At 68.1% G+C, this 26,387-nt stretch carries 29 protein-coding genes, 4 tRNA genes and 2 pseudogenes; 12 read left to right on the top strand and 23 right to left on the bottom strand.

Features of this window, described 5'->3' with window-relative positions; translation table 11 throughout:
• Positions 1-15: 15 nt before the first annotated feature.
• On the bottom strand, positions 16-1,170 hold the full coding sequence (gene tyrA / locus Q4P07_RS02110) for a bifunctional chorismate mutase/prephenate dehydrogenase (protein WP_303373237.1): 1,155 nt from the start codon (positions 1,168-1,170) through the stop codon (positions 16-18).
• Between the two features lie 47 nt (positions 1,171-1,217).
• On the opposite strand from tyrA, the gene Q4P07_RS02105 reads away from it, so the two are divergent.
• Positions 1,218-1,290 (top strand) — tRNA-Arg (locus tag Q4P07_RS02105).
• A gap of 353 nt (positions 1,291-1,643) precedes the next feature.
• Here Q4P07_RS02105 and Q4P07_RS02100 read toward each other — a convergent pair.
• Positions 1,644-1,832: pseudogene (locus Q4P07_RS02100) on the bottom strand (antitoxin); the annotation flags it as partial.
• Between the two features lie 178 nt (positions 1,833-2,010).
• On the opposite strand from Q4P07_RS02100, the gene Q4P07_RS02095 reads away from it, so the two are divergent.
• Positions 2,011-2,703, top strand: a complete 693-nt coding sequence (locus tag Q4P07_RS02095; RefSeq protein WP_303373236.1) for a class I SAM-dependent methyltransferase — start codon at positions 2,011-2,013, stop codon at positions 2,701-2,703.
• A gap of 227 nt (positions 2,704-2,930) precedes the next feature.
• Here Q4P07_RS02095 and Q4P07_RS02090 read toward each other — a convergent pair whose 3' ends face one another.
• Positions 2,931-4,124 (bottom strand): PrsW family intramembrane metalloprotease, encoded by a 1,194-nt coding sequence (locus Q4P07_RS02090; RefSeq protein WP_303373235.1) that lies wholly within the window; start codon positions 4,122-4,124, stop codon positions 2,931-2,933.
• Between Q4P07_RS02090 and orn the strand changes: the two genes are divergently transcribed.
• A complete protein-coding gene (gene orn / locus Q4P07_RS02085) occupies positions 4,115-4,864 on the top strand; it encodes an oligoribonuclease (protein ID WP_303373234.1) in 750 nt (249 codons plus the stop codon). The genes Q4P07_RS02090 and orn overlap by 10 nt on opposite strands.
• Here orn and Q4P07_RS02080 read toward each other — a convergent pair.
• A complete protein-coding gene (locus Q4P07_RS02080) occupies positions 4,806-5,804 on the bottom strand; it encodes a cation diffusion facilitator family transporter (RefSeq protein ID WP_303373233.1) in 999 nt (332 codons plus the stop codon). The two genes, orn and Q4P07_RS02080, sit on opposite strands and share 59 nt — an antisense overlap.
• Positions 5,805-6,012: 208 nt before the next feature.
• Here Q4P07_RS02080 and Q4P07_RS14330 point away from each other — a divergent pair, with 208 nt between their 5' ends.
• Positions 6,013-6,333, top strand: coding sequence for a VOC family protein (locus Q4P07_RS14330; RefSeq protein ID WP_368660238.1), 321 nt, complete (start codon positions 6,013-6,015; stop codon positions 6,331-6,333).
• 103 nt (positions 6,334-6,436) lie between these two features.
• Positions 6,437-6,688 carry a hypothetical protein gene (locus Q4P07_RS02075; protein WP_303373232.1) on the top strand — a complete coding sequence of 84 codons (252 nt, stop codon included), beginning with the start codon at positions 6,437-6,439 and terminating at the stop codon, positions 6,686-6,688.
• A gap of 324 nt (positions 6,689-7,012) precedes the next feature.
• On the opposite strand, the gene Q4P07_RS02070 is transcribed toward Q4P07_RS02075, so the two are convergent.
• From Q4P07_RS02070 to Q4P07_RS02060, 3 genes and pseudogenes are all read right to left on the bottom strand, one after another.
• A complete protein-coding gene (locus Q4P07_RS02070; protein WP_303373231.1) occupies positions 7,013-7,147 on the bottom strand; it encodes a hypothetical protein in 135 nt (44 codons plus the stop codon).
• Positions 7,144-7,245 (bottom strand): annotated as a pseudogene (locus tag Q4P07_RS02065) (multicopper oxidase domain-containing protein); the annotation flags it as partial. The gene Q4P07_RS02070 and the pseudogene Q4P07_RS02065, both read right to left, overlap by 4 nt.
• A 25-nt stretch (positions 7,246-7,270) precedes the next feature.
• Positions 7,271-7,591 carry a MerR family transcriptional regulator gene (locus Q4P07_RS02060; RefSeq protein WP_303373230.1) on the bottom strand — a complete coding sequence of 107 codons (321 nt, stop codon included), beginning with the start codon at positions 7,589-7,591 and terminating at the stop codon, positions 7,271-7,273.
• 149 nt (positions 7,592-7,740) lie between these two features.
• On the opposite strand from Q4P07_RS02060, the gene Q4P07_RS02055 reads away from it, so the two are divergent.
• Together Q4P07_RS02055 and Q4P07_RS02050 are read left to right on the top strand one after the other, a co-directional pair.
• Positions 7,741-8,169, top strand: a complete 429-nt coding sequence (locus Q4P07_RS02055; protein WP_303373229.1) for an Hsp20/alpha crystallin family protein — start codon at positions 7,741-7,743, stop codon at positions 8,167-8,169.
• Positions 8,170-8,379: 210 nt separating this feature from the next.
• A complete protein-coding gene (locus Q4P07_RS02050) occupies positions 8,380-8,754 on the top strand; it encodes a hypothetical protein (RefSeq protein WP_303373228.1) in 375 nt (124 codons plus the stop codon).
• Between the two features lie 357 nt (positions 8,755-9,111).
• Here the strand turns inward: Q4P07_RS02050 and Q4P07_RS02045 are convergent.
• The 3 genes from Q4P07_RS02045 to Q4P07_RS02035 all read right to left on the bottom strand — a co-directional run bounded on the left by Q4P07_RS02045 (position 9,112) and on the right by Q4P07_RS02035 (position 10,542).
• Positions 9,112-9,184: transfer RNA gene (locus Q4P07_RS02045), tRNA-His, on the bottom strand.
• A 98-nt stretch (positions 9,185-9,282) separates the two neighbouring features.
• Positions 9,283-10,377, bottom strand: coding sequence for a YihY/virulence factor BrkB family protein (locus tag Q4P07_RS02040; protein ID WP_303373227.1), 1,095 nt, complete (start codon positions 10,375-10,377; stop codon positions 9,283-9,285).
• An 89-nt stretch (positions 10,378-10,466) separates the two neighbouring features.
• A tRNA-Lys gene (locus tag Q4P07_RS02035) sits at positions 10,467-10,542 on the bottom strand.
• Between the two features lie 101 nt (positions 10,543-10,643).
• Between Q4P07_RS02035 and tdh the strand changes: the two genes are divergently transcribed.
• Genes tdh through Q4P07_RS02020 form a run of 3 tightly spaced genes read left to right on the top strand, consistent with a single transcriptional unit; the run spans position 10,644 to position 13,433 of the window.
• Complete coding sequence (tdh, locus tag Q4P07_RS02030; RefSeq protein WP_303373226.1) at positions 10,644-11,696, top strand: L-threonine 3-dehydrogenase; 1,053 nt, start codon at positions 10,644-10,646, stop codon at positions 11,694-11,696.
• A gap of 10 nt (positions 11,697-11,706) precedes the next feature.
• Entirely contained in the window at positions 11,707-12,903 is a 1,197-nt protein-coding gene (locus Q4P07_RS02025) for a glycine C-acetyltransferase (RefSeq protein ID WP_303373225.1), read from the top strand.
• A gap of 41 nt (positions 12,904-12,944) precedes the next feature.
• A complete protein-coding gene (locus Q4P07_RS02020) occupies positions 12,945-13,433 on the top strand; it encodes a hypothetical protein (RefSeq protein WP_303373224.1) in 489 nt (162 codons plus the stop codon).
• A 22-nt stretch (positions 13,434-13,455) separates the two neighbouring features.
• Here the strand turns inward: Q4P07_RS02020 and Q4P07_RS02015 are convergent, their stop codons facing one another.
• Together Q4P07_RS02015 and Q4P07_RS02010 are read right to left on the bottom strand one after the other, a co-directional pair.
• Positions 13,456-14,439: a magnesium and cobalt transport protein CorA gene (locus tag Q4P07_RS02015; protein ID WP_303373223.1), complete on the bottom strand. Its 984-nt coding sequence runs from the start codon at positions 14,437-14,439 to the stop codon at positions 13,456-13,458.
• Positions 14,440-14,449: 10 nt separating this feature from the next.
• A complete protein-coding gene (locus Q4P07_RS02010; RefSeq protein ID WP_303373222.1) occupies positions 14,450-14,728 on the bottom strand; it encodes a DUF3618 domain-containing protein in 279 nt (92 codons plus the stop codon).
• A gap of 85 nt (positions 14,729-14,813) precedes the next feature.
• On the opposite strand from Q4P07_RS02010, the gene bcp reads away from it, so the two are divergent.
• Positions 14,814-15,284, top strand: coding sequence for a thioredoxin-dependent thiol peroxidase (bcp, locus tag Q4P07_RS02005; RefSeq protein ID WP_303373221.1), 471 nt, complete (start codon positions 14,814-14,816; stop codon positions 15,282-15,284).
• Between the two features lie 43 nt (positions 15,285-15,327).
• On the opposite strand, the gene Q4P07_RS02000 is transcribed toward bcp, so the two are convergent.
• The 7 genes from Q4P07_RS02000 to Q4P07_RS01970 all read right to left on the bottom strand — a co-directional run bounded on the left by Q4P07_RS02000 (position 15,328) and on the right by Q4P07_RS01970 (position 20,734).
• Positions 15,328-15,409, bottom strand: a tRNA-Leu gene (locus tag Q4P07_RS02000).
• Positions 15,410-15,445: 36 nt separating this feature from the next.
• Positions 15,446-16,294 carry a PhzF family phenazine biosynthesis protein gene (locus Q4P07_RS01995; protein WP_303373220.1) on the bottom strand — a complete coding sequence of 283 codons (849 nt, stop codon included), beginning with the start codon at positions 16,292-16,294 and terminating at the stop codon, positions 15,446-15,448.
• Positions 16,295-16,350: 56 nt separating this feature from the next.
• The gene (locus tag Q4P07_RS01990) at positions 16,351-17,286 is read right to left on the bottom strand and encodes a homoserine kinase (protein ID WP_303373219.1); all 936 of its coding nucleotides are present in this window, start codon (positions 17,284-17,286) and stop codon (positions 16,351-16,353) included.
• Entirely contained in the window at positions 17,286-18,380 is a 1,095-nt protein-coding gene (thrC, locus tag Q4P07_RS01985; protein WP_303373218.1) for a threonine synthase, read from the bottom strand. Before thrC ends, Q4P07_RS01990 begins: the two co-directional genes overlap by 1 nt.
• A gap of 93 nt (positions 18,381-18,473) precedes the next feature.
• The gene (gene rdgB / locus Q4P07_RS01980; RefSeq protein ID WP_303373217.1) at positions 18,474-19,142 is read right to left on the bottom strand and encodes an RdgB/HAM1 family non-canonical purine NTP pyrophosphatase; all 669 of its coding nucleotides are present in this window, start codon (positions 19,140-19,142) and stop codon (positions 18,474-18,476) included.
• On the bottom strand, positions 19,139-19,939 hold the full coding sequence (rph, locus tag Q4P07_RS01975; RefSeq protein WP_303373216.1) for a ribonuclease PH: 801 nt from the start codon (positions 19,937-19,939) through the stop codon (positions 19,139-19,141). The genes rdgB and rph overlap by 4 nt, the downstream gene beginning before the upstream one ends.
• Before the next feature lie 78 nt (positions 19,940-20,017).
• The gene (locus Q4P07_RS01970) at positions 20,018-20,734 is read right to left on the bottom strand and encodes a YitT family protein (RefSeq protein ID WP_303373215.1); all 717 of its coding nucleotides are present in this window, start codon (positions 20,732-20,734) and stop codon (positions 20,018-20,020) included.
• 161 nt (positions 20,735-20,895) lie between these two features.
• Here Q4P07_RS01970 and Q4P07_RS01965 point away from each other — a divergent pair, with 161 nt between their 5' ends.
• Positions 20,896-22,176, top strand: a complete 1,281-nt coding sequence (locus Q4P07_RS01965) for an MFS transporter (RefSeq protein ID WP_303373214.1) — start codon at positions 20,896-20,898, stop codon at positions 22,174-22,176.
• A 48-nt stretch (positions 22,177-22,224) separates the two neighbouring features.
• On the opposite strand, the gene Q4P07_RS01960 is transcribed toward Q4P07_RS01965, so the two are convergent.
• The 4 genes from Q4P07_RS01960 to Q4P07_RS01945 form a co-directional block, all read right to left on the bottom strand.
• Positions 22,225-23,811, bottom strand: a complete 1,587-nt coding sequence (locus tag Q4P07_RS01960) for a molybdopterin-dependent oxidoreductase (RefSeq protein ID WP_303373213.1) — start codon at positions 23,809-23,811, stop codon at positions 22,225-22,227.
• Between the two features lie 66 nt (positions 23,812-23,877).
• The gene (locus Q4P07_RS01955; RefSeq protein ID WP_303373212.1) at positions 23,878-24,636 is read right to left on the bottom strand and encodes an MBL fold metallo-hydrolase; all 759 of its coding nucleotides are present in this window, start codon (positions 24,634-24,636) and stop codon (positions 23,878-23,880) included.
• 40 nt (positions 24,637-24,676) lie between these two features.
• Positions 24,677-25,531 (bottom strand): glutamate racemase, encoded by an 855-nt coding sequence (gene murI / locus Q4P07_RS01950; protein ID WP_303373211.1) that lies wholly within the window; start codon positions 25,529-25,531, stop codon positions 24,677-24,679.
• Positions 25,528-26,346, bottom strand: coding sequence for a fumarylacetoacetate hydrolase family protein (locus Q4P07_RS01945; protein ID WP_303373210.1), 819 nt, complete (start codon positions 26,344-26,346; stop codon positions 25,528-25,530). The genes murI and Q4P07_RS01945 overlap by 4 nt, the downstream gene beginning before the upstream one ends.
• Positions 26,347-26,387 lie beyond the last annotated feature (41 nt).

Here is a 26,387-nt window from a genome sequence, read left to right as displayed (position 1 = left end):
CAGACCCCGAGCGACTCAGCGGGTCGTGTCGGCGTGCGCGAGCAGCCCTCGGGACTCCGTGAGGAAGCGCTCTGCGTATGGGCCGAACCAGTCACCGATCTGCGCAAATCGCGTCACGAACCCAGCCCGATCCCCCGAACGCAGCAGCGTGAGCGCCTCATCGAAACGCTCGTGATAGCGCTGCAGCAGCACGAGCGAGTCCGGGGAGGCGGTGATGATGTCGTAGTACAGCTCGGCGTCCTGGGCGAAGAGTCGCCCGACCATGATGAGCTCCAGCCGATAGATCGGCGAGGACAGCGCCAACAGTTCGGTGAGGTCGTGATCCTCGTGCGCGAGGTGCAGTCCGTAGGCGAACGTCGAGAAGTGCCGTTGCGCCTGGATCAGACTCATGGCAGCGTCGTGGTCGCGTGCCGAGACCTCGTGGACCCGTGCTCCCCAGAGCCGGATCTGCTCGACCAGCCAGCGAGAGGCCTGCGGATCGCGCCCCGGAACCGCGGCGACGACCTGCTTGGCCAGGCTGTCGACGTCGGGTCCAAACATCGGGTGCAGACCCAGCACCGGGCCGGGGTGCGCCGCCAGCATCGCGGCCATGACCTCCGTCTTGGTGGAGGTCAGGTCGACGAGCAGGGCGTCCTCACGTAGAGGGGGTAGAGCGCGCACGACCCCCACCGTGTCCTTGATCGGGACTGAGATCACCACCAGCCCCGCCTCGGAAACGAGCGTCTCTGCGTCGTCGGGGTCGGTGTCGCGCTCGACGACGTGCACGTCATACCCGGAGAGGACGAGCATCCGAGCGAAGAGCGCGCCCATCCGACCCGCACCACCGACGACCACCACCGGGCCGAGGTCTGGCGCCTGGCGGGTGAATCCCATGTTTTTCTCTTGCGTGTAGGACTCACGCATGCAGCGGCGCAGGATGTCCTCGATGAAATCGGGGGAGATTCCGTGCTGCTCTGCCAGGGTCCGCTTAGCGGCGATCATGGTCTGCTCGCGCGCAGGTGCATAGATCGGCAGCCCGTGACGCCCCTTGACCTCCCCGACCTGGCTGACGAGGTCGAGGCGACGCTGCAGGAGGTCGAGCAACTCGGTGTCGACATCGTCGATCTGGGCACGCAACTCCGAGAGCGGACCCTCGCTCGCGTCGGGGTCCTCCAGCGGTCCGCCTGTCATGGTCGCCGATCCTAGTCGGCGGTTCGTCCTACACTCTCTTCCTGTCCGCCCCCGTAGCTCAATGGATAGAGCAACGGCCTTCTAATCCGTAGGTTGCAGGTTCGAGTCCTGCCGGGGGCGCTTGGAAATAGGCCGCTGACCTGCAGCGATACGTTTGCCCTCGGTGCCGCTGCGGAGCCAGGCGTGCACGCGGAGCCTGAAGACGACGCGACGGCTTCAGCTTTGATGCTCGAGGTTGAAGGCGAGGTGTTCGAGGTGCGAGCGGACGGGCGCGGAGATCGACCCTGCCACTGGTTATCTCCGAGAGGCTTGACGTCCGCGCGTACCTCGGCGGGCGGTGGTGTGTCTCTTTCATGTCACACGAGACTGCGGCGGAGCATTCCGTGGCCCTGGTCAAGGGCCCGACCCGGCGGCAGATGAGTGTTCCGCGGAACACCTCGAGCCATTTCGAGAGAAGACCCACCGGCCGGAGTTGCGGCGTAAGCGTCGAGCGCCTCGATCTCCTCAGCAGAGAGGCGCACGGCGATCACCTGCGCCGGCTCGGCCCCCCGCCCGGGACGTCCCCGACCGCGGCGCTTCAACTCCCCGACGTCATACCCGGCCCCCGCTTCGTCAGCCCACTGCTGGATCTGCTCATCAGTTCCCTGGTCTTCAATTGCCATGACAAAATCGTCTAACGAAATTCGGGAGTCAGGAAAGAGGCAGTCTCCAACTGTCGGGCACGACTGCGCGGCGTGCGGCAACACCGGATGTTCCGGAGGCCTCGCAGACAGATTGCATGGCGCGGGTACGGTCCTGGAAGACTCAGTTCAGCGCTACGGGAGCGGAGGAAGGTCCGGTATGACCGATTACGACCAGTTCGCGCAGGCGTATTCCGCCGCGAACGAGAACAACCTGCTGAACGCGTGGTATGAGCGGCCGGCCATGGTTGAACTCGCCGGGGACGTCGATGGCCGGCGCGTCCTGGACGCCGGCTGCGGGTCCGGTCCCTTGAGCGCGGACCTGCGTGACCGGGGCGCTCTCGTGAGCGGGTTCGACCTAAGCCCGGCCATGGTCGCGCTGGCTCGTGAGCGGCTGGGCGCGGAGGTCGATCTGAAGGTCGCCGACCTCGCGGAGCGTCTGCCCTACGAGGACGACTCGTTCGATGTCGTCGTCTGCTCGCTGGCGCTGCACTATCTGAAGGACTGGGTCGCACCCTTGACAGAGCTACGGCGCGTCCTGCGCCCTGGTGGGCACCTCGTCGTCTCTGTGCCCCACCCGGCGGCGTACCTGTTCAACTACCAGGGCAGTGACTACTTCGCTCTCACCCAGTATTCCGAAGAGTTCGAGTTCGGCGAACAGCACGCGGTTCTCACCTACTGGCACCGTCCGCTGCATGCCATAACCGACGCGTTCACAGAGGCGGGGTGGCGGATCTCGGTGGTGAGCGAGCCCTCGTGGTCACCGGATACACCTGCGGAGCTCCTGCCAGCGAACGCGGGCGAACGGACCGCCTTCGTGTGCTTTCTCTTCTTCGCTCTACACGCGCTCTGAACAGCCAACGCTCCGTGAGACCCGCTTGAGCCTAGGTCCACGACCTGGCCGCAGACCTTCAAGTCCCTCACCCGCCTTCACCCGTCCCGGTTCGACCCGCTCGACCATCAGGGCGGTGAACTCGTCGTCCATGCCCTACCGGGCGCCCCGCTCAAGTTCGAAGAGCCGATTAAGGGGCTTCCCTCGCCGAGATCATCGGCCGGTGCAGGTATGAAGTGTTCGCGCGCTCAGACGCCGGGCACGAAGAGCCGTCGGTGGTCGGTCACCAAACGCAGCAGTTGCTCTTCCCTGCGCAGCCACTCCTGGTCAATCCCGTCGGCGTTCATGTGCGCTCGCACCATCGCCAGCTCCCCGCTCTCATCCTGGAAGGCCTGCATGGCCCGCTCGGCGCGGCGACCTCCGGCCCGGCGCGCCCACCCTCGCGCCCGCCGGCGCTCCCCCGGGTCGGCGAGCATGGCGACCTCGGCTGGGGTGTACCAGCCGTTGATGCCGTAGCCGGTGAGCAGGTCACGCAGCAGCCGCGACTCCCGGCGGCGAGACCAGCGCAGGAGGAGGATGAAACCGATGAACAACGGCACCTGGACCAGCAGGAAGATCACCAGGTAGGCCTGGGCTGCCTCGACCGCGCTGTAGTTCCACAAGCCGTGCAGGAAGACGGCGCAGGCATAGCCGACCAGGACGATCCAGATCGAGGAGAAGCGGCGCCGGTGCGCGATCAGGCCGAAGGCGAGGCCCGTGCAAACGGTGAACATCGGGTGCGCGAACGGGCTGACCAGCCCTCGCACGACGAAGACCCCGACCAGACCGGGCGTGCCCAGCTCGGCGTAGGCATTGCCGATGTAGAACATGTTCTCGACGAAGGCGAAGCCGGCCGCGATGATGCCGGCGTAGACGATGCCGTCGGTGATGCCGTTGAACTCGCGTCGGGCGCGCCAGAAGATCAGCGCGACACCCAGCCCCTTGAGGAACTCTTCGGTCACCGGCGCGATGATGACCGCCCCGACCTTCAGCGGATCGCTGCTGCTCAGCTCGCTGATCGCCTGCACGCCGAGCTGGTTGAGCAGCAACGCGCCGAGCGTGGAGATCAACGCTCCCCACAGGAAGGCGAACCACAGCAGCCGCGTCGGCTCGGGCTCGAGGCGGTCGACCCACAAAAAGGTCGGGATCACGATGCCCAGCGAGATCGCGGCGGTGGCCAACGCCATACCTGCCGTCGCTAGTCCGAGCGACTCCCCGGCGAAGCCCCCGAGCACCACGGCCGCGATCCCGAAGGCCACGACCACCGCGCTGGAGAGCACGATCTGCCGGATCATCGGCCGACGCGTCGCATTGGAGGCCACCTGCTCCGCCGGCTGATATGTCATCAGCCCACGCCATCCCCCGTCGGGCGTGGGAGCATCCGGCGGGCGCGATGAAGGCATGCCGCCGAGAGTACCGAATCGTCGTACTGGCTACTCTCAGGAGCGTGACTTCTGAACGCATCGTCTGGATCGACTGCGAGATGACCGGGCTGGACCTCGGGGCAGACGCCCTGATAGAGGTCGCTGCCCTGGTCACCGACTCCGAGCTCAAGGTGCTCGGTGACGGTGTCGACGTGGTGATCCGCCCGCCTCAGGAAGCGCTGGATCAGATGGGCGACTTCGTGCGCACCATGCACACCACCTCTGGGCTGCTCCCCCAACTGGAGCACGGCATCTCACTGCGGGAAGCGCAGGAGCAGGTCCTGGCCTATGTGCGCAAGCACGCCCCCGACGCCAAGCGCGCGCCGCTGGGCGGCAACACGGTCAGCACCGACCGAGCTTTCTTGGCGCGCGACATGCCTGGCCTCGAGGAGCACCTGCACTACCGGATCATTGACGTCTCCTCGGTCAAAGAGCTGGCCCGGCGCTGGTTCCCCCGCGCCTACTTCGCCTCGCCGCGCAAGACGGGCGGTCACCGCGCGCTCGGCGACATCGTGGACAGCATCAACGAGCTGCGCTACTACCGCGAGGCGGTCTTCCAGCCTCAGCCGGGGCTGGGCACCGAGGCCCTGCGCGAGATCGCGGCCCGCTTCGCCACCGTGCCGGCCGAGGAGCCCACCACTGGCCAGGACATAAGTGCAGTCAGCCCCGCCGAGGGCGGAGATACCAGTCCGGCAGTGGGGTCGGCCGAAGGTCGGTGACGTCATCGGGCGCGCTGAGGCTGAGCACCGCACGCTGGATATCCGGCAGTGCGTCCAGGGAGTCCTCGAGCGCCTCGAGCCGCGCGGCCACCTCGGACTCCGGGGCATCGCCGACCAGATCGACGGCCGCGACCAGGAAGATCCGGTCGGCGCCGACCCACTCCATGTGCAGCGCGCTGACCCTCGTGACCTCCGGCTGCTCTAGCAACGCGTTGAGCGCCGTGTTGCGAGCGAGCGGGGTCACCACCTCCCCCGTCAAGAAGTCGATGTTGCGAGCGACGAGGAAGATCGCGACAGCACCGAGCAGCAGACCGACGGCGATCGAGCCCAGGGCGTCCCAGAGCGGGTTGCCGGTGGCCTGGTGGAGCCACAGGCTGAGTGCGGCGATCACTATCCCGATCAGGGCGGCGGAATCTTCGGCGAAAACCGAGCGGAGCATCGGGTTGGACGTCACGTGCAGATAGCGCAGGGGCCTGAGTTGGCGCGCCTGCGCCGCAGCGCTCGCTTGGCGCCACGCCTGCAAAAAGCTGACACCCTCGAGCACGAACGCGACGGCCAACACGACATACGCCCAGGTGTATGACGTGCCAGCCTCCCCGGGTGCGCCGAGGGACTGGAGTCCGTGCCAGACGGACACCGCCGCCCCCACGGCAAAGAGTCCGAAGGCGGCAAAGATCGACCAGACGTAGCCCTCGCGGCCGTAGCCGATCACATGGGTCGCATCCGCCGGACGGGCGGCTCGACGGGTGCCGATGAGGAGAAAGATCTCGTTGCCGGTGTCTGCCCACGAATGCGCGGCCTCGGCGACCATCGCGGCCGAGCCGGTGATGAACGCGACGATGGTCTTGGCGACGGCGATGAGGAGGTTGGCGCCGAAGGCGACCAGTACCGTGACCAGACTCTCGTCCGTCGAGGTGCTCCCCTCCGCTGCTTCGCTCACGAGCACAAATCTAGTCGTCGCGCCTGACAAGAGGGATAAAAACGGTCGCCAGGCACATCGTGCCTGTCCATCGGTGGAGTGAGCTCCCGCGCACGCTCCTGAGCTGCACTGATGCTCACTCGTGAACGGTTGTGCGACGGTGTGACACGTCTCCTGGGGCCTGCTGCTCACTCGTGCTCGGTCCGGTCTGATCGTCACGGTCGCTTCCATGTCCACGGTCACCGTCCAAGAGCGGCTGGGCGGCTTGGGCGCCAGCGTCCAACACCGCAAGCCAGAAGGGCGTGCAACACGGGTGATCCTTGGCGACCCAGAGGGCAACGAGTTCTGCATCGCTGCCCATCACGAGCTTACCTCTGAGATCGACCAACCCCGCCTGATCGCCCAGGATCCGGGCCCACTGCTTCTTCCCGGCCTTGACGTACGCCCTGGCGTACCTCGTCGTGACCTCGGCGCGAGACCTCATCGACAACCCGCCGTCGCGGGCAGTCCTCGTGAGTCTCGTCGGAGGATGGACCCGCCCAATGGCTAGATGATGAATAACAGGTCGCGAACTCGAACATTTACTCAAAGAGACCTCGGTGATTACTTCACGTGAGCGCGCGCCGAGGGCGGTGCCGTGCCATGGTGCGAACGTGTCCCGAATCGGCATATATGTGCTGACCCCGGCGCTGGTGCTGGTGCTCGGCAGGTGCTCCGCGGAGCCGTCTGGCGAGGCCGCGGCTCAGGCCGTCGCGCGTTTCGTCCAGGCGGTCGCGAACGACCCCGCCACGGCGTGCGCGCTGCTCGCGCCGGAGACCCGCAAGGAGCTCGAGGACAGCGAGGAGACCTCGCGCGAGCAGGGCCTGGCCGAACAGCGCCTGCCGACGGGGTCCGGCGAGAGCTAGGGCGTCGAGGTGACCGTCTCCCCGGGACGAAGTTCTTATCCATCATTAGCCGGATGAAGCCGAGCACGATGATGGCCATCGTGGAGCCCACGAGCAGAGCCAAGTAGACCCTCACCTCGCTGAACGTCATGTGCGACCAGGTGAATGCGTTGGGTGGGTCAGCAGGAACATCGTCACCGTCGACGTGGAGATCATCGCGGGGAAGATCAGGCACATCTTCCGCTCTCGCTTCATGCGCTGTTGGCCGTGCAGTTCGTTGTGGGTGACATCGTCGGCTCACTGCATATCGGACAGGGTAGGACGAGGACCGGGGGCAGGCTTCTCTCAGAGGTCCGGCTCGCCGAGGCGTGGAGGACGCTCCAGGTAGTCCTGCTCGTCGATCTCGCCGCGGGCGTAGCGCCCGTCGAGGATCCGGCACGCGACGACGGCGATGACGTCATCTTGTCTGCGGCGGGTCAATCGACCAGGATCGTGCCCATCATGCCGCGAGCCCCGTGGTCCAGTATGTGGCAGTGGTACACGGAGCGTCCGCCGAAGTCGGCGAACCGGATGCGCACGGTCGCAGACTGCAATATTTCTGGGTTACATCCCCCGCGGTCTCGGTGTCTTCCGGGGCGGCACAGGCGCATCTCGGGCTGCTGATCGTGCCCGGGTCAGGCGCCTCACCTCCGTTTCCAGGGTGAGCACCTTGGCAATGCCCGCCAGGTTGAGTCCCTGGTCCAGGAGTTCTCCGATGCGTTGCAGCCGTTCCACGTCTTGGTGGCTGTACAGGCGAGTGCCGCCGGGGGTTCGGTCAGGTTCGATGAGGCCCCGTCGCTCGTAGACGCGCAGGTTCTGGACCTGCATCGAGGCCATCTGCGCGGCCACTGAGATGGCGAAGACCCCGCGGGACGGATCAGTCACGCCTTCGTTCTCCTCGCTGGCGATTCGTGGTGAAGATTTTCGCGGCCGGGTCTTGATCCTGCTTGCAGCATGTGTTATATAAAACCTGTAACAGCAACATCAGATGCTGTTCATGGTACCCCGCATCGCAGAGGAAGGAAGAACCCATAATGTTGATCCGCACCGCTGACCCGTTTCGTGATCTGGACCGCCTCGCCCAGCAGGTCCTCGGCACCACCAACCGTCCCGCGGTGATGCCAATGGACGCCTGGCGTGAGGGCGACGAGTTCGTCATCGAGTTCGACCTGCCGGGCGTCGCCGCGCAGAGCATCGACCTCGACGTCGAACGGAATGTGCTGACCGTGCGTGCCGAGCGAGTGGCCCGCAACGGCGACTGGGAGATGCTGGCCTCCGAACGCCCGCGCGGAATGTTCAGCCGCCAGCTGGTCCTGGGCGACAACCTTGACCTGGGCAAGATCGAGGCCGGCTACGAAGGCGGGGTGCTCCGACTTAGGGTGCCGGTCGCCGAACAGGCCAAGCCCCGCAAGATCCAGATCAGCTCCGGATCCCAGGCCGACCGCGCGGCCCTCAACGCCTGAGCCGACGGCCCAGACGCGGTGGGGCTCGGCGGGCAGCACGCCGTGATCCGCCGAGCCCCACCCATCCATCAAGCAAACGGCAAGCAGGGGCAGTCAGGCAAGTGAAGGTCTCAGCTCGATATCGGTGCGCGTCGACACAGCGTCGCCGAAACGGGTAGCCCGTGCCTGCTCAGCCGGCTCGACGAAGTCCTGATCAGGAGGGGTGTTGCGATGTATCCAACCCGAGCAGCCCGCGAACTAGGGATCCTGTTGCGGATCAGTCGCGAGCTCGACGTCGTAGGTGATGTGACCGCGATCGTTGACAACCCCTCGGAGTTGTTGGCGTGGGCCACCACACTGACCGACCCGGCCTTGATGGCCTGGCGAGCAACCGACTCCGGCTGCCGCTACCTGCAGGTCAGCGCCACCCATGCCCATGAGCCCATCCGAGGACGAGTAACCGCCGTCCTCCATTGCGATCAGCACCTGGACTTCTGGCGTGAGTTGAACCACGCCAGCGACCTCGAGGCCGGCAACAGAACACCCCTGACCCTCACCGACCTTTCCCGCGCCTGGCAGGCCATGACCATCCCCCCGCCCAACTGACGTCGCCCACACCGACGCCGCGACAGCCAAAACGAAACGCAGAAGGTCAGCGGCAAGTCCCTATGCAAGCCCTGAGCTGCCCTAACGGCCGTAGACCACTGCTCGATGGTAGGCGCATCCTCGGGCGGGTTTGCGCAGTTGAGCGACGGCACTGCCTGTCCCGACGCGGAAGGTCCGCGTCCGTGGTGCGGGCCTAGACCGGACTGCCGCGGCGTATCAGCTGTGCGTCAGTTCGGGTGCTGACCCAAGTCAGCACGTGCACACAAGTGCTCGACATAAGAAACCCCGGATTCCGCACCGTTAGGCGGAATCCGGGGCCCTACCTGCAGTGACGTGGGGTCACGTCAGCCCTCAACGGGTGAGTGACGGGACTTGAACCCGCGACCACCTGGACCACAACCAGGTGCTCTACCTACTGAGCTACACCCACCATGATTGCCCGGCCGAGCCAGGCTCGGTTGGGCAACGGCGATTATCCTACAGGCTGACCCGACGGGCTCAAACCCGCACCGTGCGCGCTCTGCCGGCTCAGTCGCTCTGGTCCTGGCGCGCTGCCGCCGCGACCATCCTCAGCTCACGCGCCTCCTGGACCATTGCCGCGCTCTTGGCTGCCTTCTTGGCGGTGCCCCTGGCGTCACGGGGCGGGAGCTGGATCGACTCCTCGGCCGCGATGCCCGCCGACAGCTCGCGAGCCCGCTCCAGCTCCGCGTCGAGCTCGGCGCCGAGCACCAGGGCGATGTTGATGAGCCAGATCATCAGGAGCAGCACGATGACACCACCCAGCGCGCCGTAGGTGGCGTTGTATTTACCAAAGTTGGCGGCGTAGAAGCCGAAGCCGGCTGCGGCAGTGACCGCGATGGCCAGCGCCAGGATTGCGCCGGGGCTGATCCAACGGAACTTCGGCTGGCGCACATTGGGAGTCCCCCAGTAGAGCAGGTCGATCACCCCCACGACGACGACGACGATGACCGGCCACTTGAAGATGTTCCACAAGAACGTGGCCTGCTCAGACAACCCCAGATAGCCGAAGATCGCCTCGGACAGGCCCCCCGAGAGCGTCACGGACAGCACGATCGCGACGAGCGTCAGAGTGATCACCAAGGTGAGCAGCAGGAGCCAGGGCCGCAACTTCCACACTGGCCGCCCCTCCTGCACCTCATAGACCGCGTTCATCATCCGGCTGAAGGCGTTGACGTAGTTGGAGGCCGACCACAACGAGGCCAGCACACCGACGACCAGCAGCACGCCGCCGCCGCCCGCATCCTGCATGGAGTCGACATACCCGGTGGCGGTGGCGAGCGTCTCCGGCTTGAGCCCTAGCTCTCCGCCGAGGCTCTCGATCGCCGCGGTCGTCGCGCCGCCCTGGCCGACGACGCCCAGGAGCGAGGTGAGCGCCAGCAGCATCGGCGCGATCGACATCATCGCGTAGTAGGTGAGTGCTGCCGCCAGGTCGGTGCCTCGATCGTCCCCAAACTCGGCGAAGGCCCGCTTCGCTACTGCCTTCCAGTCCCGCCGCGACAGGTCGGTGGGCGAGTCGGCCGCGTGCTGCTCGGCCTCGCGGAAGTCGGCCCGGTCTCGGGATCGCTTGGTGGTCTCGTGAGCCTTCTGTCGCTGGTCAGTCACGCCTGACAGTCAAGCATCCCTGGCCCGGATATGCAGACTCACGGGGACGACGAAGGGGCCGGCCCGCTCGCGGACCTGCCCCTTGCCAATGGTGCGCCCACAGGGACTCGAACCCCGAACCCGCTGGTTAAGAGCCAGCTGCTCTGCCAATTGAGCTATAGGCGCGACAGCGGACAACATTAACACCGCTGGAGGGCGGGGCCAAAACTTGCCGCCGTCACCACCTGGGGACACTCCCTACCTGCAGATGAGCAAGACTGGACCCTATGCGAGCGCTCGTGAAGCCAACCGCCGGGCCGGGCCTGGAGCTCATGGAGGTCCCGGAGCCGCAACCCGGCCGGGGCGAGGTCAAGATCCGCGTCCTGAGAGCCGGGCTGTGCGGGACCGACCTGCACATCGAGAGCTGGGATGACTGGGCGGCCTCGATGCTCACACCGCCGCTCGTGGTGGGGCACGAGTTCTACGGAGAGGTCGTCGAGCTTGGCGAGGGCGTGCCGACCGGTGGACGCTACGGCCTCCAGGTCGGCCAGCGGGTCTCCGTCGAGGGTCACGTGGTGTGCGGCCACTGCCGCAACTGCCGCGCCGGCCGTCGTCACATGTGCGTCAACACCTCCAACCTCGGCGTCAACCGCGACGGCTGCTTCGCCGACTACGTCGTGGTGCCCTTCTCCAACGTGTGGGCGCAGCCAGACCTGATCGACCCCGATCTCGGTGCCGTTTTCGACCCGCTCGGCAACGCCGTGCACACCGCCTTGTCCTTCCCGCTGGAGGGCGAGGACGTCCTGATCACCGGCGCCGGACCGATCGGCATCATGGCGGCGGCCATCGTGCGCCACAGCGGCGCGAGGTATGTCGTCGTGACAGATGTGTCCCCCACCCGCCTCGAGCTGGCCCGAGCGGTGGGCGCCGACGTCGTCGTCGACGTCTCCACCGACAGGATCGCCTCGGCGCAGGAGCAATTGGGGATGACCGAGGGCTTCGACATTGCGCTGGAGATGTCGGGCAACCCGTCGGCCGTCAACGAGCTGATCGCCAACTGCACGCACGGTGGCCGGATCGCGATGCTGGGGCTCCCTGCCGAGCCGTACGCGATCGACTGGGGCAAGGTCATCACCCACATGTTGACGATCAAGGGGATCTACGGCCGGGAGATGTATGAGACCTGGTACAAGATGACCGCGATGCTGCAGAGCTCGGAGTTGCTGCGCGACCGCATCCGCTCCGTCATCACACACCGCTACCCTGCCGAGCAGTGGGCCGACGCCTTCGCTGCCGCCCGATCGGGCCAGGTCGGCAAGGTCATTATGGACTGGAGTTGAGGAGAGAGACATGTATGGAGTGAGAGAACAGCTGGCCGCAGAGCTCGCCGACATCGAGGCGCAGGGACTGACCAAGCACGAGCGACAGATCACCACACCTCAGTCCTCCCACATCGGGACCACCCAGGGCGAGGCCCTCAACTTTTGCGCCAACAACTATCTCGGTCTGGCCAACAACCCTGACGTCGTCACGGCCGCCCGAGACGCCCTGGACGAGTGGGGCTTCGGGATGGCCTCGGTGCGCTTCATCTGCGGGACGCAGACCCAGCACCGTGACCTGGAGAAGGCGATCGCCGACTTCGTCGGGACGCAGGACGCGATCCTCTTCCCGTCCTGCTTCGACGCCAACGGCGGCATCTTCGAGGTCATCCTCGGGCCAGAGGACGCGATCATCTCCGACGAGCTCAACCACGCCTCGATCATCGATGGCGTGCGGCTGAGCAAGGCGGACCGCTACCGCTACAAGAACCGCGACATGGACGACCTGCGCTCCCAGCTCCAAGCGGCCCGTGGCCAGGACTCCCGCCGCATCCTCATCGCCACGGACGGCGCCTTCTCCATGGACGGCTACCTCGCGCCGCTGCCGGAGATCTGCGACCTGGCTGAGGAGTTCGGCGCAATGGTCCTGGTCGACGACTCCCACGCGACCGGTTTCATCGGTGAGGGAGGACGCGGATCGCACGAAGCGCGCGGGGTGATGGACCGGGTCGACATCTTGACCGGGACCCTCGGCAAGGCCCTCGGTGGCGGCAGCGGCGGTTACGTCGCCGGCCCGCAGGAGGTCGTCGACCTGCTGCGGCAACGCGCCCGCCCCTACCTCTTCTCCAATGCGGTCGCCCCGTCCGTGGTCGCCGGGTCCCTGAAGGCGCTGGAGATCGCGCGGGACTCCGACGAGCCGAGGGCCCAACTGCGCCGCAACGCCGAGCTCTTCCGCTCGCTGATGACGGAGGCCGGCTTCGACCTGCTGCCCGGTGAGCACCCGATCGTCCCGGTGATGTTCCGCGGTGAGGACGGCGCTCGCAGGGCTACGCAGGTCGCCGACGCGATGCTCGCCACAGGTGTCTACGTGATCGCCTTTTCTTTCCCCGTCGTCCCCAAAGGCCAGGCTCGAATCCGGGTCCAGTTGTCCGCCGCCCACTCCGAGGACGACGTGCGCACCTGCGTCGACGCCTTCGTCGCGGCCCGGTCCGAGGTCGACACGGTCTGATGACTGGTGCCCCGCGACCGACCGCGAAGCCACCCAGGGAGATGACGCAGGAGCAGGCACTGGCGATGCTCCGCAGATACTCCCGGGTCCAATGGGTCGCCACCATCGTCGCGTGGTCGATCGCGGGCCTGATCATGATGCTGATCCGCAGGTTGCTTTTCGAGGACCCCTGGTCCAGTGCCGTGAGCTATGGGGCCTACTTCGGCCTGGTGCTGATGGTGGTCTTCCTCGCCATGGACTGGCGCCGCGCCCATCGGCTGCCGGACACATCGGGGTGGGACCGGCTAGAGGAGGCCACCATCATGGCGCGCGAGGGCCCTACGGTGACGCTGAGGGGCAAGCGTGGAGCACGCCGCACCGTCACTGCCCTGGTCCGCCAGTCCCATCTCCTGCGCGAGGGAGACCCTGTCTGGGTGGGCCCATCGCTCACCGCCGGAGAGCGGTTGGTCCTGGTGCGGTCCACCGCCGGTCCGTTCGGCACCCCCGTCCTTTCGTCCTTCGAGCCGGCGACCGCAGGCGCGGGCCAGTAGGAGCCGGAGACGGCACCCCCCGTCAGAGCCAGCCGGACCGCTTGAAAGCGCGGTGCAGGATGGTCACGATGACGACCATCGAGAGCAGCGCGAGCGGATAGCTCAACAGCCAGTGCAGTTCGGGCATGTGATCGAAGTTCATCCCGTAGATGCCCGCGATCAACGTGGGGACGGTGATCATCGCCGCCCAGGCCGAGATCCGACGCATGTCGGAGTTCTGCTGCAGCGCGATCTGGGACAGATGGGCCGACAGGATGTCGCTGAGGAGCGCGTCATACGACTCGATGTTGGCGATGACCTCGGCCAGGTGGTCCGCCACGTCGCGGAAGTGCAGCCGCAGCTCTTTGGAGTGCACGCTCCCGGAAGTGTCCACCAGGCCGGCCAGCGGCGCTCGCAGTGGGAGCGCGGCCCGGCGAAACTCCAGGACCTCGCGCTTCAGCCGGTAGATGGTGCTCGAGTGGGTCCGGTTTCCTCCCCCGAAGACGTCCCGCTCGATCCTGGCCAGGTCGTCGGCCACCTCGTCGTCGATGGTGCGATAGGTGTCAACCACCTTGTCGAGCAGGCCGTGCAGGACAGAGAGCGGACCTTCCCTCAGCAGCAGTTGCTCGTGCGTCTCCAGATGCTCGCGCACTCCGTGCAGCGGCGCGACGTCACCACGGCGCAAGGTGACGACGAAGTGGGGGCCGATGATGGCCATCACCTCGCCGGTCTCGATGTCGGAGGTCTCCTCGACATACCGCAACGTCTTGACGACGGCAAAGACCGTGGTGTCGTAGGCCTCCAGTTTGACGCGCTGATTGCCCTTCTCGACGTCCTCGACGGCGAGCGGGTGCAGGTCGAGCTCGGCCCGCACGAAGTCGAACTCGTCGACCGTGGGGTCCTTCAGCCCGACCCAGACGAAATCGTGGGACGACGCACCTGGCTCGCGGAGGCGGGAGAGCTCGGCACTGAGGTCTGCGCACTCCTGCCGGACGCCGCCCCGGTAGACCGCCTGGTCGACGATCACGACGGGGTGGTCAGCCCTTGTTAAAGACGCGCCGGAGCAGGCCCAGACCGAGCGCCGCGCCGGAAACCCCACCGAGGACCTTGGCGAGCCGGTCGTAGCGAGGCTGACCTTGCGCGTCGAAGGCTGCGTCGTTGGCCTTGCCCTTGATGGAGGCGAGGGCGTTCGCCTTGAGCGTGTCGGGGCTGACGCGGTAGGCCAGCTCGTCGACGGTGCGGGAGAGGCGACTACGAGTAGCCGCGAGGTCGGCCTCGATCTCCTTGGGAGCGCGGGCGGGCTGCTTGCTGGCCATGGGTGGTGACGTCCTAGGGTTGAGGGTCCAGGTCCTGCTGAGACGATAACGCAGAACCTTCCATCCCGAACCTTGGAGGCACTTGATGTCCCGACTCGAAACCGGTCAGACCGCCCCGGCCTGGACCCTGCACGATGCCGAGGGCACGGAAGTGAGCCTGTCCTCCTTCGCTGGCCGCAAGCTCATCATCTACGTCTACCCCGCTGCGATGACCCCCGGATGCACCACGGAGGCCTGCGATTTTCGGGACAACGAGGCGATCTTCGCCAAGCACGGGTATGCCGTCGTCGGAGTCTCCCCGGACGCACCGGCCAAGCTCGCCACCTTTGCCGAGCAGGAGGCACTCTCCTTCCCGCTCCTCTCCGACGAGAGCAAGTCCATGCTCGAGGACTACGGTGCCTACGGCGAGAAGAAGCTCTATGGCAAGACCGTCGTCGGCGTGATCCGCTCGACGTTCGTCGTAGACGAGGGCGGCAAGATCGAGCTGGCCCGCTACAACGTCAAGGCCACCGGCCACGTCGCCTCCCTCGCCAAAGCCCTGGGCATCGACCTCTGACCGGACGGTCGCCAGTGCGAGCAGGCTCGCGTGACCAACACGGTGCGCTCGGCGGGAGTCGAACCCGCACACCCGAAGGCACAGGAACCTAAATCCTGCGTGTCTACCAGTTCCACCACGAGCGCGAGCGACCAGCCTAACCTTCGACCCGGCCCGATCCGTCAGCCGATCCTCACCTGCCCGCTCACGGTCGTGAAGGTGTCGCCGCCGACCCAGACCTGCCCGTCACGCTGCTCGAGGTAGACGCGCCCGTCTCGAAGCAACCGCGCGCCCTGACCCGCGACATACCGCTGCGGCAATCGGCCCGAGGTGATGAGCCACTGGGCCAGACCAGCATTGAGGCTGCCGGTGACGGGGTCCTCCTCGACACCTGTGCCGTCCCCATAGAACGCCCTGACCTCGACGTCCTTGCCCTTCGTGGACGGGTCGGGCCATCGGCCGATCACCCCCACCTGGAGCTGCCGGGTCAGCAGCGGGTCGGGCTCGACCGCGAGCACCTCGTCCGCGCCGGCGAGCTCGACGCCGATCCAGCCAGGTCCGTTGTCGATCCACGCCATCCCTCGGACCTGGCTCGCCTCCAGTCGCAGCGCGTCGCGGACGGCAGCCTCCTGGGCTGCGGCGAGCGGTCCGGAGCGCGTCAGTGGCGGCGCTGCGAAAGCGAGTCGATCAGCGGTGCTCACCGTGACCAGTCCCGCTCCGCACTCCTGCACGACGTGACCGGTATGGCGAGGCTCGCCCCCGGCCTCCAGCCAGGCGTGCGCGCTGCCGAGGGTGGGGTGGCCGGCGAACGGCAGCTCACCGGTAGTGGTGAAGATGCGCACCCGGTAGTCCGCGGCGTCGTCGCTCGGCGTGAGCAGAAAGGTCGTCTCCGACAGGTTGGTCCACCGAGCAAACGCGGCCAACGTCTCCTCATCCAGCCCGTCTGCGTCATGAACGACGGCGAGCGGGTTGCCGCGCAGCGCGTGCGCACTGAACACGTTGACCTGGGAGAACCGACGCGTGGTGACCATGGCACCGATCTTGGCAGGCGACGGAGGCGCCGCCGAAGGCGCGGCGAAAAAGCTCCTTAGCGCGCCGTCAGGCCGGTGGTCGGCACGCCAGGAGTGAGCACCTGCCAGTCGCGGCCCCACGTCTTCGTCTCGGCCACGACGACCTCGACGAGGTCACGGGTCGTCAGACACAGCACGGCCGGACCGGCGCCGGAGACGACGGCAGCATGTCCGAGGCCACGGAGGGCGTCGACGGCACCCATCGTGACGGGGTAGGCATCCCGGCGGAGCTCCTGGTGAAGCCAGTCCTGCGTGGCATCGAGCAGCATCGACGGCTCGTGGGTCAGCGCGTGCACCAGCAGCGCGGATCTGCCAGCCTGGCGCACCGCGTCGGCGCGGGGCACCTGGGGACCGAGCAGGGCCCGCGCGATCGACGTAGCGAGGCGCACCCCGGTGGGGATCAGCACGATCGGCTCGACGTCCGGGTGCAGCGTGGGGCGGGCCGTGCGCACGACCTGCGCGCTCGGCATCCACGACACCGTCAGCCCGCCGAAGACTGACGCCGAGGAGTTGTCCGGGTGTCCCTCCAGGATCCCCGCATGCGTGTTGACCAGCCCCAGGTCGGCCTCGGTCAGGTCGCCGGCCCGAGCGAGCGCAAAGCCCAGCCCCAGACCCCCCACTGCCGCCGCGGCAGAGGAGCCCAGACCGGCCGCCATCGGGATGGCGTTGCGGCAGGTCACCCGCAGGTCATAGCCGTCGCGCCAGCCGATCCCGCACGCCTGCAAGGCTTCCCGCAACGACGCGACGACCAGGTTGTCCTCGCTCGCGGGCAGGTCGGCCGACCCTTCCCCCTCGACGACGACCTCCAGACCCGCGCCTTGCGGCATGACCTCGACGCGATAGTGGTCCTGGATCCCGAGCGCCAGGCCGATCGTGTCAAAACCGGGCCCGAGGTTGGCCGAGCTCGCGGGCACGGACACCGTGACCGAGGCGCCCACGCTCAGGGAGCGCATCAGTCCAGTCCCAGCGCGACCGCGGCGCTAACCACGTCGACGCTGATCTGATGCGGCTCGACCTCCGAGCCGTCGGTGTTGCGCAACGCCCACTGGGGGTCCTTGAGGCCGTGGCCGGTGACCGTGCACACGATGGTTGCACCGGCCGGCACCCGGCCTGCGGCGTGCTGCTTGAGCAGGCCTGCGACCGACGCCGCTGACGCGGGCTCGACGAAGATCCCCTCCCGTGAGGACAGCAGTCGGTGCGCGGCGAGGATCTCCTCATCGGTCACTGCCTCGATGAGGCCGCCGGATTCGTCGCGCGCCGCCTCGGCCTTCTCCCAGGAGGCCGGGTTGCCGATCCGGATCGCGGTCGCGATCGTCTCGGGCTCGTCGATCGGGTGGCCCAGTACCAGCGGCGCCGCACCCGCCGCCTGGAAGCCCCACATCTGCGGCAGTCGAGTGGACACCGCGACACCTCCCGCGCCAGGGGCGTCCGCGTCGGCATACTCCCGATAGCCCTGCCAGTAGGCGGTGATGTTGCCCGCGTTGCCGACCGGCAGGCAGTGGATCTCCGGCGCGTCACCGAGGGCGTCCACGATCTCGAACGCCGCAGTCTTCTGCCCCTCGATCCGCGCCGGGTTGACGGAGTTGACCAACTCCACGGGGTAGGCCTCGGCGAGCTTGCGCGCGATCATCAGGCAGTCATCAAAGTTGCCGTCCACCTGGATGAGCGTGGCGCCGTGCGCGATGGCCTGCGACAGTTTGCCCATCGCGATCTTGCCGGCGGGCACCAGGACTCCGCAGGTCATCCCGGCCTTGGTGGCATAGGCCGCGGCGCTGGCGGAGGTGTTGCCGGTGGAGGCGCAGATGACGGCCTTGGCACCCTTGCGCGCGGCGTTGCTGATCGCGGTCGTCATGCCCCGGTCCTTGAACGAGCCGGTGGGGTTGAGGCCTTCGTACTTCACGTGCACCTGCGCACCGACGACCTCGGAGAGGTGCTCGGCCAGGATGAGCGGCGTCCCGCCCTCGCGCAGCGTGACGATCCGCTCGGTGAGCGTCGCGGGGAGCCGGTCGGCGTATTCGGCGATCACGCCGCGCCACTGGTGAGCCATGAGGTGCCTCTTTCGGGGGCTCGGCGGTGGATCGACCCTCGTCAGCGGGTCAGGATCTTGGGACAAGGGTATGGCGTCGGCGCGCAACGACCGTCAGCGGAGTTGGCCCAGACGGTGAGTGAGATCGGCACCCAGGGCACGGAAGGCTTCACCACGGTGGGAGATCGCGTTCTTCTCCTGCGCGCTGTGCTCGGCGAGGGTGCGCCCGTCCGGGCGCAGGAGCAACGGGTCGAAGCCGAAGCCACCGGTCCCTCGCAACTGGTGAGCGACCACTCCCCGGCAGTGCCCGTGCCGAACGATCTCCTCGCCGACCGTCCCAGGCTCAGCGCCCGGCAGGACCAACGCGGCCGCACAGACGAAGGAGGCGGCGCGGTGCCCATCGGGCACATCCGCGAGCTGGGCGAGCACCAGGACATTGTTGGCCTCGTCACGAGACAGGCCGGTCGCCTCCCCCAGCGGCCCGGACCAGCGCGCCGAGAAGACCCCCGGGGACCCGCCGAGCACGTCGACGGCCAGCCCAGAGTCGTCAGCCAGCGCCGGCAGCCCGGTGGCGGCTGCCGCATACCTCGCCTTGAGCAGCGCGTTGTCGGCAAAGGTGACGCCAGACTCGACGACGTCCTCCAGACCTTCGAAGGCATCCAGACCGACCAGCTCGAGGCCGACCTGCTCCAGGACCGGCCGCAGGATCTCCCGGAGCTCCACGACCTTGTGCGCATTGCGCGTGGCGAGGACCAGCCGGCGGTCTGCCTGGCCGTCGCTCACCAAGTGGGCGGGCCCTGGTCGATATCGGCGCCGACCTCGTGCGAGACGGCGCCCCCCATGTCATCTGCGCCGAACGCCGCGGCCTGGCGGGCCGTGAGCTCGGCGCAGCCCTCGGAAGCGAGGTCAAGCAGGGCGTCGAGCAGTTCGCGGTCGAAGGGCAACCCCTCAGCGGTGCCCTGCACCTCCACGAAGCGGCCGTCGCCGGTCATCACGACGTTCATGTCGGTGTCCGCGCTGGCGTCCTCGACATAGTCCAGGTCGAGCACCGGCTCTCCCTTGACGATTCCGACGCTCACTGCGGCGACAGACCCGGTGAGGGGCTCGGCATTCTTGGCGATCAGGCCGGCTGCGCGGGCGTTCTCGATGGCGTCCACGAGCGCGACATAGGCGCCGGTGATGGACGCCGTTCGGGTGCCGCCATCGGCCTGGAGCACATCGCAGTCAATCTGGATGGTGTTCTCCCCCAGCGCCTCCAGGTCGATGATCGCGCGCAGCGAGCGTCCGATCAGGCGGCTGATCTCGTGCGTGCGTCCGCCGACCCGCCCCTTGACCGATTCGCGATCGGAGCGCGTGTGCGTGGCGCGCGGCAGCATCGCATACTCCGCGGTCGTCCAGCCTTTGCCGCTCCCGGCGCGCCAGCGGGGCACACCCTTGGTGAACGACGCCGCGACGAGGACCCGGGTCTTCCCGAACTCGACGAGCACGCTGCCCTCGGCATGGTCGAGCCAGTTGCGGGTGATGCGGATTTTTCGGAGCTGGTCTGGGGTTCGGCCGTCGTGGCGCTCGCCATGGGTCATGAGCCCAGGGTATGCCGTGGCGCCGCTCGACCCGACGCGCACTCACGTCGGCGCGACCGACGATCAAAGAATGACTGGTCACCCCTCGGTCGGTGCGGGCGTCTTTGGCGCGGGATCTAGCGGCACCGTGAACCACGGCAGCATGAGCTGGGTCAGCGGGCCGATCACGACGGCATAGAGAACGGTGCCGACGCCGACGACTCCACCCAGGAGCCAACCGACCACGACGACCGCGACTTCCAGGCTGGTCCGCACCACGCGGATGGAGACTCCCGTGCGCCGGGCCAGACCGGTCATGAGCCCGTCGCGAGGGCCGGGGCCCAGTTGTGACCCGATATACATCGCGGTGGCGATGCCGTTGAGCAGGATGCCTCCGAGCATCAGGACGGCGCGCGCCGCCAGGCCGTTGGGCTCGCTGAGCACGGCCAGCACCAGGTCGGCCACGATGCCGACGACGACCGCGTTGAGCAGGCTCCCCAGTCCGGGGAGTTGCCGGATCGGGATCCACAGCAGGAGCACGACGATCGAGGTGACGATGACCACTGTGCCAAAGCTCCACGGCACGATCGTGGTGAGGCCTTGATGGAGGACGTCCCACGGCAGGACGCCGAGCGTGGCGCGGACGAGCATGGCCATCGACAGTCCATAGAGGGTGAGCCCCACCATCAGCTGGCTCAAGCGCCACGGCATCCGCCCGGCGTGCAACGCGGCGACCGGCCCGAGAGCCGTGAGCTGGCGTCGCGGATCACGCGAGCGAGCACGCAGGTGGTCACCGACCGAGGACAGAGCGTTCATGGTCGTCAGTCTGCCCTGCCACCCCGTCTCCACCGCGACCGTCCCTGGATTCAGCCTGGTCCGCATCTCAGGTATGCTGGACGTGTCACAGGGTTTCGCACGCCGGGTGGCTGGGACGGCGTGCACGCACTTCACGTGACCTCCGAAAGGCCAACCAGCGGGTGTCTCCCCTCCAGTCCTACCAACGCCTCTTTGCCCTGACCGGGCCGCTGTACATCGCTGTCGCCTTCCTCGGCCGGCTCCCCCTGGCAATGGCGCAGATCGCCGCGCTGCTCGCCGTGTCCGGCGCCACCGGCACCTACACCGCAGGCGGCGTGAGCGCTGGCGCCCTGGCCATAGCCAACGCCGTGGGCGCGCCCATCGCGGGGGCCCTGACCGACCGCATCGGGCAGCGCCCAGTCCTGCTCGTCCAGAGCATCGTCGGCACGATCGGCCTGGCAGCGCTGGCGATCCTGACCTCCGCACACACCATCGGTGAGGCCTGGTGGCCGATCCCTGTGGTCGCGGCGGTCGCTGGCTTCTTCGTCCCGCAGGTCGGCACCATGGCGCGCGTCCGCTGGCGTCCCATCTCCAAGGCTGGCCACGCCGAGGATCCCAGGGTCATGGACGCCGCCTTCTCCTATGAGGGCGCTGCCGACGAAGCCTCCTTCGTCCTCGGCCCGGCCCTGGTCGGCGTGGTCGTCGCCTTCTTCGACCCCATCGCGGCGCTGATCGTCGCAGCCGGCCTGCTCGGCGGTTTCGGCACCTGGTTCGCGCTGCACCGCACCGTCACCCTGGTCGGACCAGCCCCTGCTCAAGTCGGCGTGCGAGCTCGGCTCATCACCCCGGCACTGATCATCCTGGGCGCGATCCAGCTCGGGATCGGGATGGTCTTCGGGTCAGTGCAGACCGGCACCTCGGTGCTGGCCACCGAGGCCGGCCAACCCGGCCTGACCGGCCTGCTCCACGGCCTCCTCGGGGTGGGCAGCGTGCTGGCCGGCTTGGCCGTCGTCGCCATCCCGGAGGCCTTCGGCTACGAGCGCCGACTGCGCCTGTTCACGGCTGGCCTCTTCGTGCTGGCCCTGCCGCTGCTGGCCGTGCACAGCCTGCTCGGGCTCACCTTCGCGCTGCTCGGTCTCGGCCTCGCGGTGGCCCCGTCGATGATCACCACCTTCACCCTCGCCGAACGCATCACCCCGGCGCGCCGGCTCGGTGCCGCCATGACCGTCCTGGCCGCGGCGACCGGCACCGGGTATGCCGTGGGCGCCGCGTTGGCCGGGCGGGTCGCGGATGCTGCCGGCTACCAACCAGCCTTCGCGGTCTCCGTCGGCGCCACCGCACTGGCCCTACTGCTCGCGCTGGTCGGCGCTCGTCGTCTTCGCTCCGAGATCGACCGCGCCGCGGCACCGCCGGGGCTGGCCTCGCCCGCAGGGCCCTCAGACGATCGCGTCACGCCGGCCTGAGCCAGCCCCCCGCATCTGAGCCCCCCACATCTGCGGCCGCCTGAGAGCTCAGTCCGCCCTGACCTTGATCCGGATCCGCTGATAGCCGCTGGCCCCATCTGGCGCGGGCGGCGCGATCTGGTCGGTCTGCACCTCACCATTGCCGTCGGTCGCCCGAACCTCCAGCTCGTGCTCGCCCTCGGTGGCCGGCCAGGTCCATGACCAGAGGCGCCACGAGTCGACGTTGGGCTCCTCGCGGAGCGGCGCGGCCTGCCAGTCGCCACCGTCGACGCGGACCTCCACTGCGTCGATCCCGCGATGCTGCGCCCAGGCAACTCCCGCGACGACGACATCCCCGGCGGCCACGGTCTCGGCGTTGCGCGGGACGTCGATCCGCGAGGCGGTCTTGATGGGGCCGAGTGCGTCCCAGCCTCGCGGCGTCCAATAGCCCTCGTCCGCGTCGAACCGGGTCACTTTCAGCTCGGTCACCCACTTCGTCGCGGAGACGTAGCCGTAGAGGCCAGGCACGACCATACGGACCGGGAAACCGTGCTCACGGGGCAGCGCCTCACCGTTCATCCCCACCGCCAGCAGCGCGTCGCGGTCGTCGGTCAGCGCCTCGATCGGCGTGCCCGCCGTCCATCCATCGATGCTTCGCGACAGCACCATGTCGGCTTCCGGCTGCACGCCGGCGCGCGCCAACAGCTCGCGGATCGGCCAGCCGATCCAGCGCGCGTTGCCGGCCAGGTTGCCGCCGACCTCGTTGCTCACGCAGGTCAACGTGACCAATTTCTCGAGGTGCTCCTCCGCCAGGAGCTCCTCGAAGCTGAGCTCGATCTCCTTGTCCACCAGCCCGTAGACCCGCAACGACCACTCCGCCGGGTCGATGCGTGGCACCTGCAGCGCGGAGTCGATGCGATAGAAACCGTCGTTAGGGGTCAGGTATGACGTGACGCCAGGGACGTCAAGGCTGGCACCCGCGGGGACGCTCACCGGGGTGCGCGGCGTCGGCAGACGGAAGGCCCGCGCCACCTTCTCCGCGGTAGCGCTTCCGGCCGACATGGCGCGCCCGGCCACGACGCCAAGGATCCCCAGCACCGTCAGTCCTCCGGCGACGCGGATCACATCGCGCCGGGAGGCCCGGTCAGCGTCGTCGAAACGACCATCGAGGCCAGCGTCGAGGCTTTCGACGTCGCTTCTCTGCGGATCACCCCGGTCGGCCAGCCAGCGCGGCAGCGCCCGCAGCAGCCACAGCCCCACCAAGGTCGCCGCCACCGTGGGCAGCACGTCCGGCGCGCTCGAGCCGGGGCGGGAGAGCACCGCCGCCATGCCGATCACGCCGACCAGCGCGAAGAGGGCCTGCGCCAACCCGGTCCGCCGACGGTTGAGGACACCGATCACCGCGACCACCGTGGCGATCACGAGGATCATCCCCACCGCGAGCGCCATCTTGTCTGCGGTGCCGAAGGTCGAGACCGCCCAGTCCTTGAGCCACGCCGGGGTGCGGTCAACGAAGGCGCCCCCGATCGCGAGCAACGGGGACGGGCTCCCGGCCGAGCCGAGCCAGCCCGTCCACAGCGCGGCCATCAGCTCCGCCACCCCCAGCGTGACCGCACCAGCAGCCACGCCCACCGCAGCGCCATCCCTAGTTCTCATCGGGCGATCCTCTAACGCTTGGCTGGGAGAACGCCTGGCCAGGGTGCGGTGGGTGGCGTCGCCGACCTAGACGGCCGTGACCAGCCCTGGTCGCGCGAGCTCGACCTCACCGGACCAGACCTGGGCGGCCTCGGCACGGCATACCTGCGGGTCGTTCCACGGCGGCAGGTGAGTGAGCATCAACCGACGGGCACCGGCCTGGACCGCGGCCTCCGCAGCCCGCCGTGCGCTCAGGTGGATTCCCCGCGCACGGTCGCGACCCTCCACAAAGCTCGCCTCGCTCAGCACGAGGTCAGCCTCGGACATCAAGGGCAGCAGGCCAGGACAGCTGTCGGTGTCGCCGGTGTAGGCCAGGACGCGGCCGTCCGCCTCGACGCGCAGCCCGAACGCGGGCACCGGGTGGCGCACGGCAAACGGCGTGATCCGCAGGGGGCCGACGGTAAAGGGGACCGTGTCCACCAGGTCGACGAACGCCATCCCTTTGAGCGGCTCCGACCCGGCCACGCCATAGGCGCGGGCCAGCCGCTCGGCGGCACCGGCCGGGGCATGGACGAGGAGGTCGCTCGTGGCCGGGACCGGGCCATGTCCCCGCCAGACCCGCATCGCGGTCAGGTCGAGGCAGTGGTCGGGGTGCAGGTGGGACAGCACGACCGCGTCGACGGCCAAGGGGTCGGTATGGCGTTGCAGCGCGCCGAACGCTCCCGACCCGAGGTCGAGCACGACCCGCCAGCGGCGCCCCTCCTGCTCGGCGGTGACCAGGTAGCAGCTGGCCGGTGAGTCCGGCCCGGGCAGCGAGCCGGTGCAACCGACGATCGTCAGGTCCATGGCACCATCATGCCCACGTCTTTGGCAGCACGCCCGCGAGTCAGTGCTCTGACGTCGCCCGCTGCCCGGGCAGGCCGACGTGCTCCTCGGCCCCGAGGTCGACGGAGGCCTGGTGGACCTGGTCGACCTCGGGGCCGAGGAAACGTCGGGCTAGGAAGGTGAAGCCATGGGGGTCGCCCGTGGTCAACCACTGGTGGAATGGATCGTTGTTGGCGGGCGCGAGGAGGTCGCCGTCGGTCAGCACGCGGAAGAGATCGGCTGCGGTGGCGGCGGCGGAGGAGACCAGGGTCACCTGCTCACCGAGGACATACTGCAACGCCGACGTCAGCAGCGGATAGTGGGTGCACCCGAGGATGAGCGTGTCGATGCCCTTGTCCTGCAGCGGAGCCAGGTAGCCACGCGCGGTCTCGATGACCTCGGGACCGCTGGTGATCCCGGCCTCGACCAGCTCCACGAACCTCGGGCAGGCCACGCTGGTGACGGAGACCTGCGCGGGTGCGGCGACGAAAGAGTCAAGGTAGGCGCGGGACTGGTGGGTGGCCTCGGTGGAGATCACGCCGATCCGGCCCGAGCGGGTCACTGCCATCGCCCGGCGCACGGCCGGTCGGATGACCTCCACCACGGGCACGTCATACCTCTCCCTGGCGTCGGCAAGCACCGCCGCAGAAGCGCTGTTGCAGGCGATGACCAACGCCTTGACCCCGTGGTCGACGAGCCGGTCGAGGCATTCGAGGGCATACCGGCGGACCTCGGCGATAGGGCGTGGGCCATAAGGCGACCGAGCGGTGTCACCGAGGTAGAGGATCGACTCTTGCGGCAACTGGTCCAGGATCTCCCGAGCCACCGTGAGGCCGCCGAATCCGGAGTCGAAGACGCCGATCGGGGAGTCGGTCATCGGGACCCAGAGTCGTCGTCGTCGGCATCGTCAACTAGCCCCTCGTCGGCGCTGACGAACGGGTTGCTCATCGAGCCGATGCCCTCCACCTCTACCTCGACACGCTGGCCCGCCTCGACCTGCCCCACTCCGGCCGGGGTACCAGTGAGGATGATGTCGCCGGGCAGCAGGGTGAACGCCGCCGAGACGTATTCGATGATCGCGCCGATCCCGTGGACCATGTCAGCGGTCGTCCCGTCCTGGCGGACCTGACCGTCGAGCCGGCTGATGACCCTGAGGTCGGTGACGTCGAGGTCGGTCTCGATCCACGGGCCGATCGGGGTGAAGGTGTCCATGCCCTTGGCGCGCGCCCACTGCCCGTCGCTGCGCTGCAGGTCACGGGCAGTCACGTCGTTGGCCACGGTATAGCCGAAGATCACGCCGCGGGCGTCCTCGGCGGCCACGTCCTTGCAGAGCCGGCCGATCACGACCGCCAGCTCGGCCTCGTAGGAGACCTCCTGGGTCAGCGACGGGATCACCACCGGGTCACCGGGCCCGCACACGGAAGTGTTGGGGATGAGGAAGAGCAGCGGCTCAGGCGGCACCTCGTTGCCCATCTCCGCCGCGTGATCGGCGTAGTTGCGACCCACCGCGACCACCTTGCTGCGGGGGATCACCGGGGCCAGCAGTCGCACGTCTTCGACCAGGAAGGTCTCGCCGGTCAGCTCGATGCGGGTGTAGAGGGGGTCGCCGGTGATCTCGGCGATCTTCTCGCCGGCCCCGTCCACGAGACCGAAGTGGGGGTCGTCACCAGCGGTGAATCGGGCGATGCGCATGCTTCTAGGGTATGCGGTGCCCCTACGCCCTCATGCCCCTA

The sequence above is a fragment of the Ornithinimicrobium sp. genome (assembly GCF_030537745.1).
GTDB lineage: Bacteria > Actinomycetota > Actinomycetes > Actinomycetales > Dermatophilaceae > Ornithinicoccus.
This window is presented reverse-complemented; position numbering and strand designations above follow the sequence as displayed.

Bases quoted from the DNA above. Each gene is read 5' to 3' on its own strand.
- murI (WP_303373211.1), bottom strand. From the start codon at position 25,531: ATGACCGACTCCCCGATCGGCGTCTTCGACTCCGGATTCGGCGGCCTC.
- rph (WP_303373216.1), bottom strand. From the start codon at position 19,939: ATGACCCATGGCGAGCGCCACGACGGCCGAACCCCAGACCAGCTCCGA.
- Q4P07_RS02010 (WP_303373222.1), bottom strand. From the start codon at position 14,728: ATGGCCAGCAAGCAGCCCGCCCGCGCTCCCAAGGAGATCGAGGCCGAC.
- orn (WP_303373234.1), top strand. From the start codon at position 4,115: ATGAAGGCATGCCGCCGAGAGTACCGAATCGTCGTACTGGCTACTCTC.
- Q4P07_RS01995 (WP_303373220.1), bottom strand. From the start codon at position 16,294: ATGGTCACCACGCGTCGGTTCTCCCAGGTCAACGTGTTCAGTGCGCAC.
- tdh (WP_303373226.1), top strand. From the start codon at position 10,644: ATGCGAGCGCTCGTGAAGCCAACCGCCGGGCCGGGCCTGGAGCTCATG.
- Q4P07_RS01970 (WP_303373215.1), bottom strand. From the start codon at position 20,734: ATGAACGCTCTGTCCTCGGTCGGTGACCACCTGCGTGCTCGCTCGCGT.
- Q4P07_RS02050 (WP_303373228.1), top strand. From the start codon at position 8,380: ATGTATCCAACCCGAGCAGCCCGCGAACTAGGGATCCTGTTGCGGATC.
- Q4P07_RS01990 (WP_303373219.1), bottom strand. From the start codon at position 17,286: ATGCGCTCCCTGAGCGTGGGCGCCTCGGTCACGGTGTCCGTGCCCGCG.
- Q4P07_RS02095 (WP_303373236.1), top strand. From the start codon at position 2,011: ATGACCGATTACGACCAGTTCGCGCAGGCGTATTCCGCCGCGAACGAG.
- tyrA (WP_303373237.1), bottom strand. From the start codon at position 1,170: ATGACAGGCGGACCGCTGGAGGACCCCGACGCGAGCGAGGGTCCGCTC.
- Q4P07_RS14330 (WP_368660238.1), top strand. From the start codon at position 6,013: ATGTCCACGGTCACCGTCCAAGAGCGGCTGGGCGGCTTGGGCGCCAGC.
- Q4P07_RS01955 (WP_303373212.1), bottom strand. From the start codon at position 24,636: ATGGACCTGACGATCGTCGGTTGCACCGGCTCGCTGCCCGGGCCGGAC.
- Q4P07_RS01945 (WP_303373210.1), bottom strand. From the start codon at position 26,346: ATGCGCATCGCCCGATTCACCGCTGGTGACGACCCCCACTTCGGTCTC.
- thrC (WP_303373218.1), bottom strand. From the start codon at position 18,380: ATGGCTCACCAGTGGCGCGGCGTGATCGCCGAATACGCCGACCGGCTC.
- Q4P07_RS02025 (WP_303373225.1), top strand. From the start codon at position 11,707: ATGTATGGAGTGAGAGAACAGCTGGCCGCAGAGCTCGCCGACATCGAG.
- Q4P07_RS01960 (WP_303373213.1), bottom strand. From the start codon at position 23,811: ATGAGAACTAGGGATGGCGCTGCGGTGGGCGTGGCTGCTGGTGCGGTC.
- Q4P07_RS02090 (WP_303373235.1), bottom strand. From the start codon at position 4,124: ATGCCTTCATCGCGCCCGCCGGATGCTCCCACGCCCGACGGGGGATGG.
- Q4P07_RS02020 (WP_303373224.1), top strand. From the start codon at position 12,945: ATGACGCAGGAGCAGGCACTGGCGATGCTCCGCAGATACTCCCGGGTC.
- Q4P07_RS02055 (WP_303373229.1), top strand. From the start codon at position 7,741: ATGTTGATCCGCACCGCTGACCCGTTTCGTGATCTGGACCGCCTCGCC.
- bcp (WP_303373221.1), top strand. From the start codon at position 14,814: ATGTCCCGACTCGAAACCGGTCAGACCGCCCCGGCCTGGACCCTGCAC.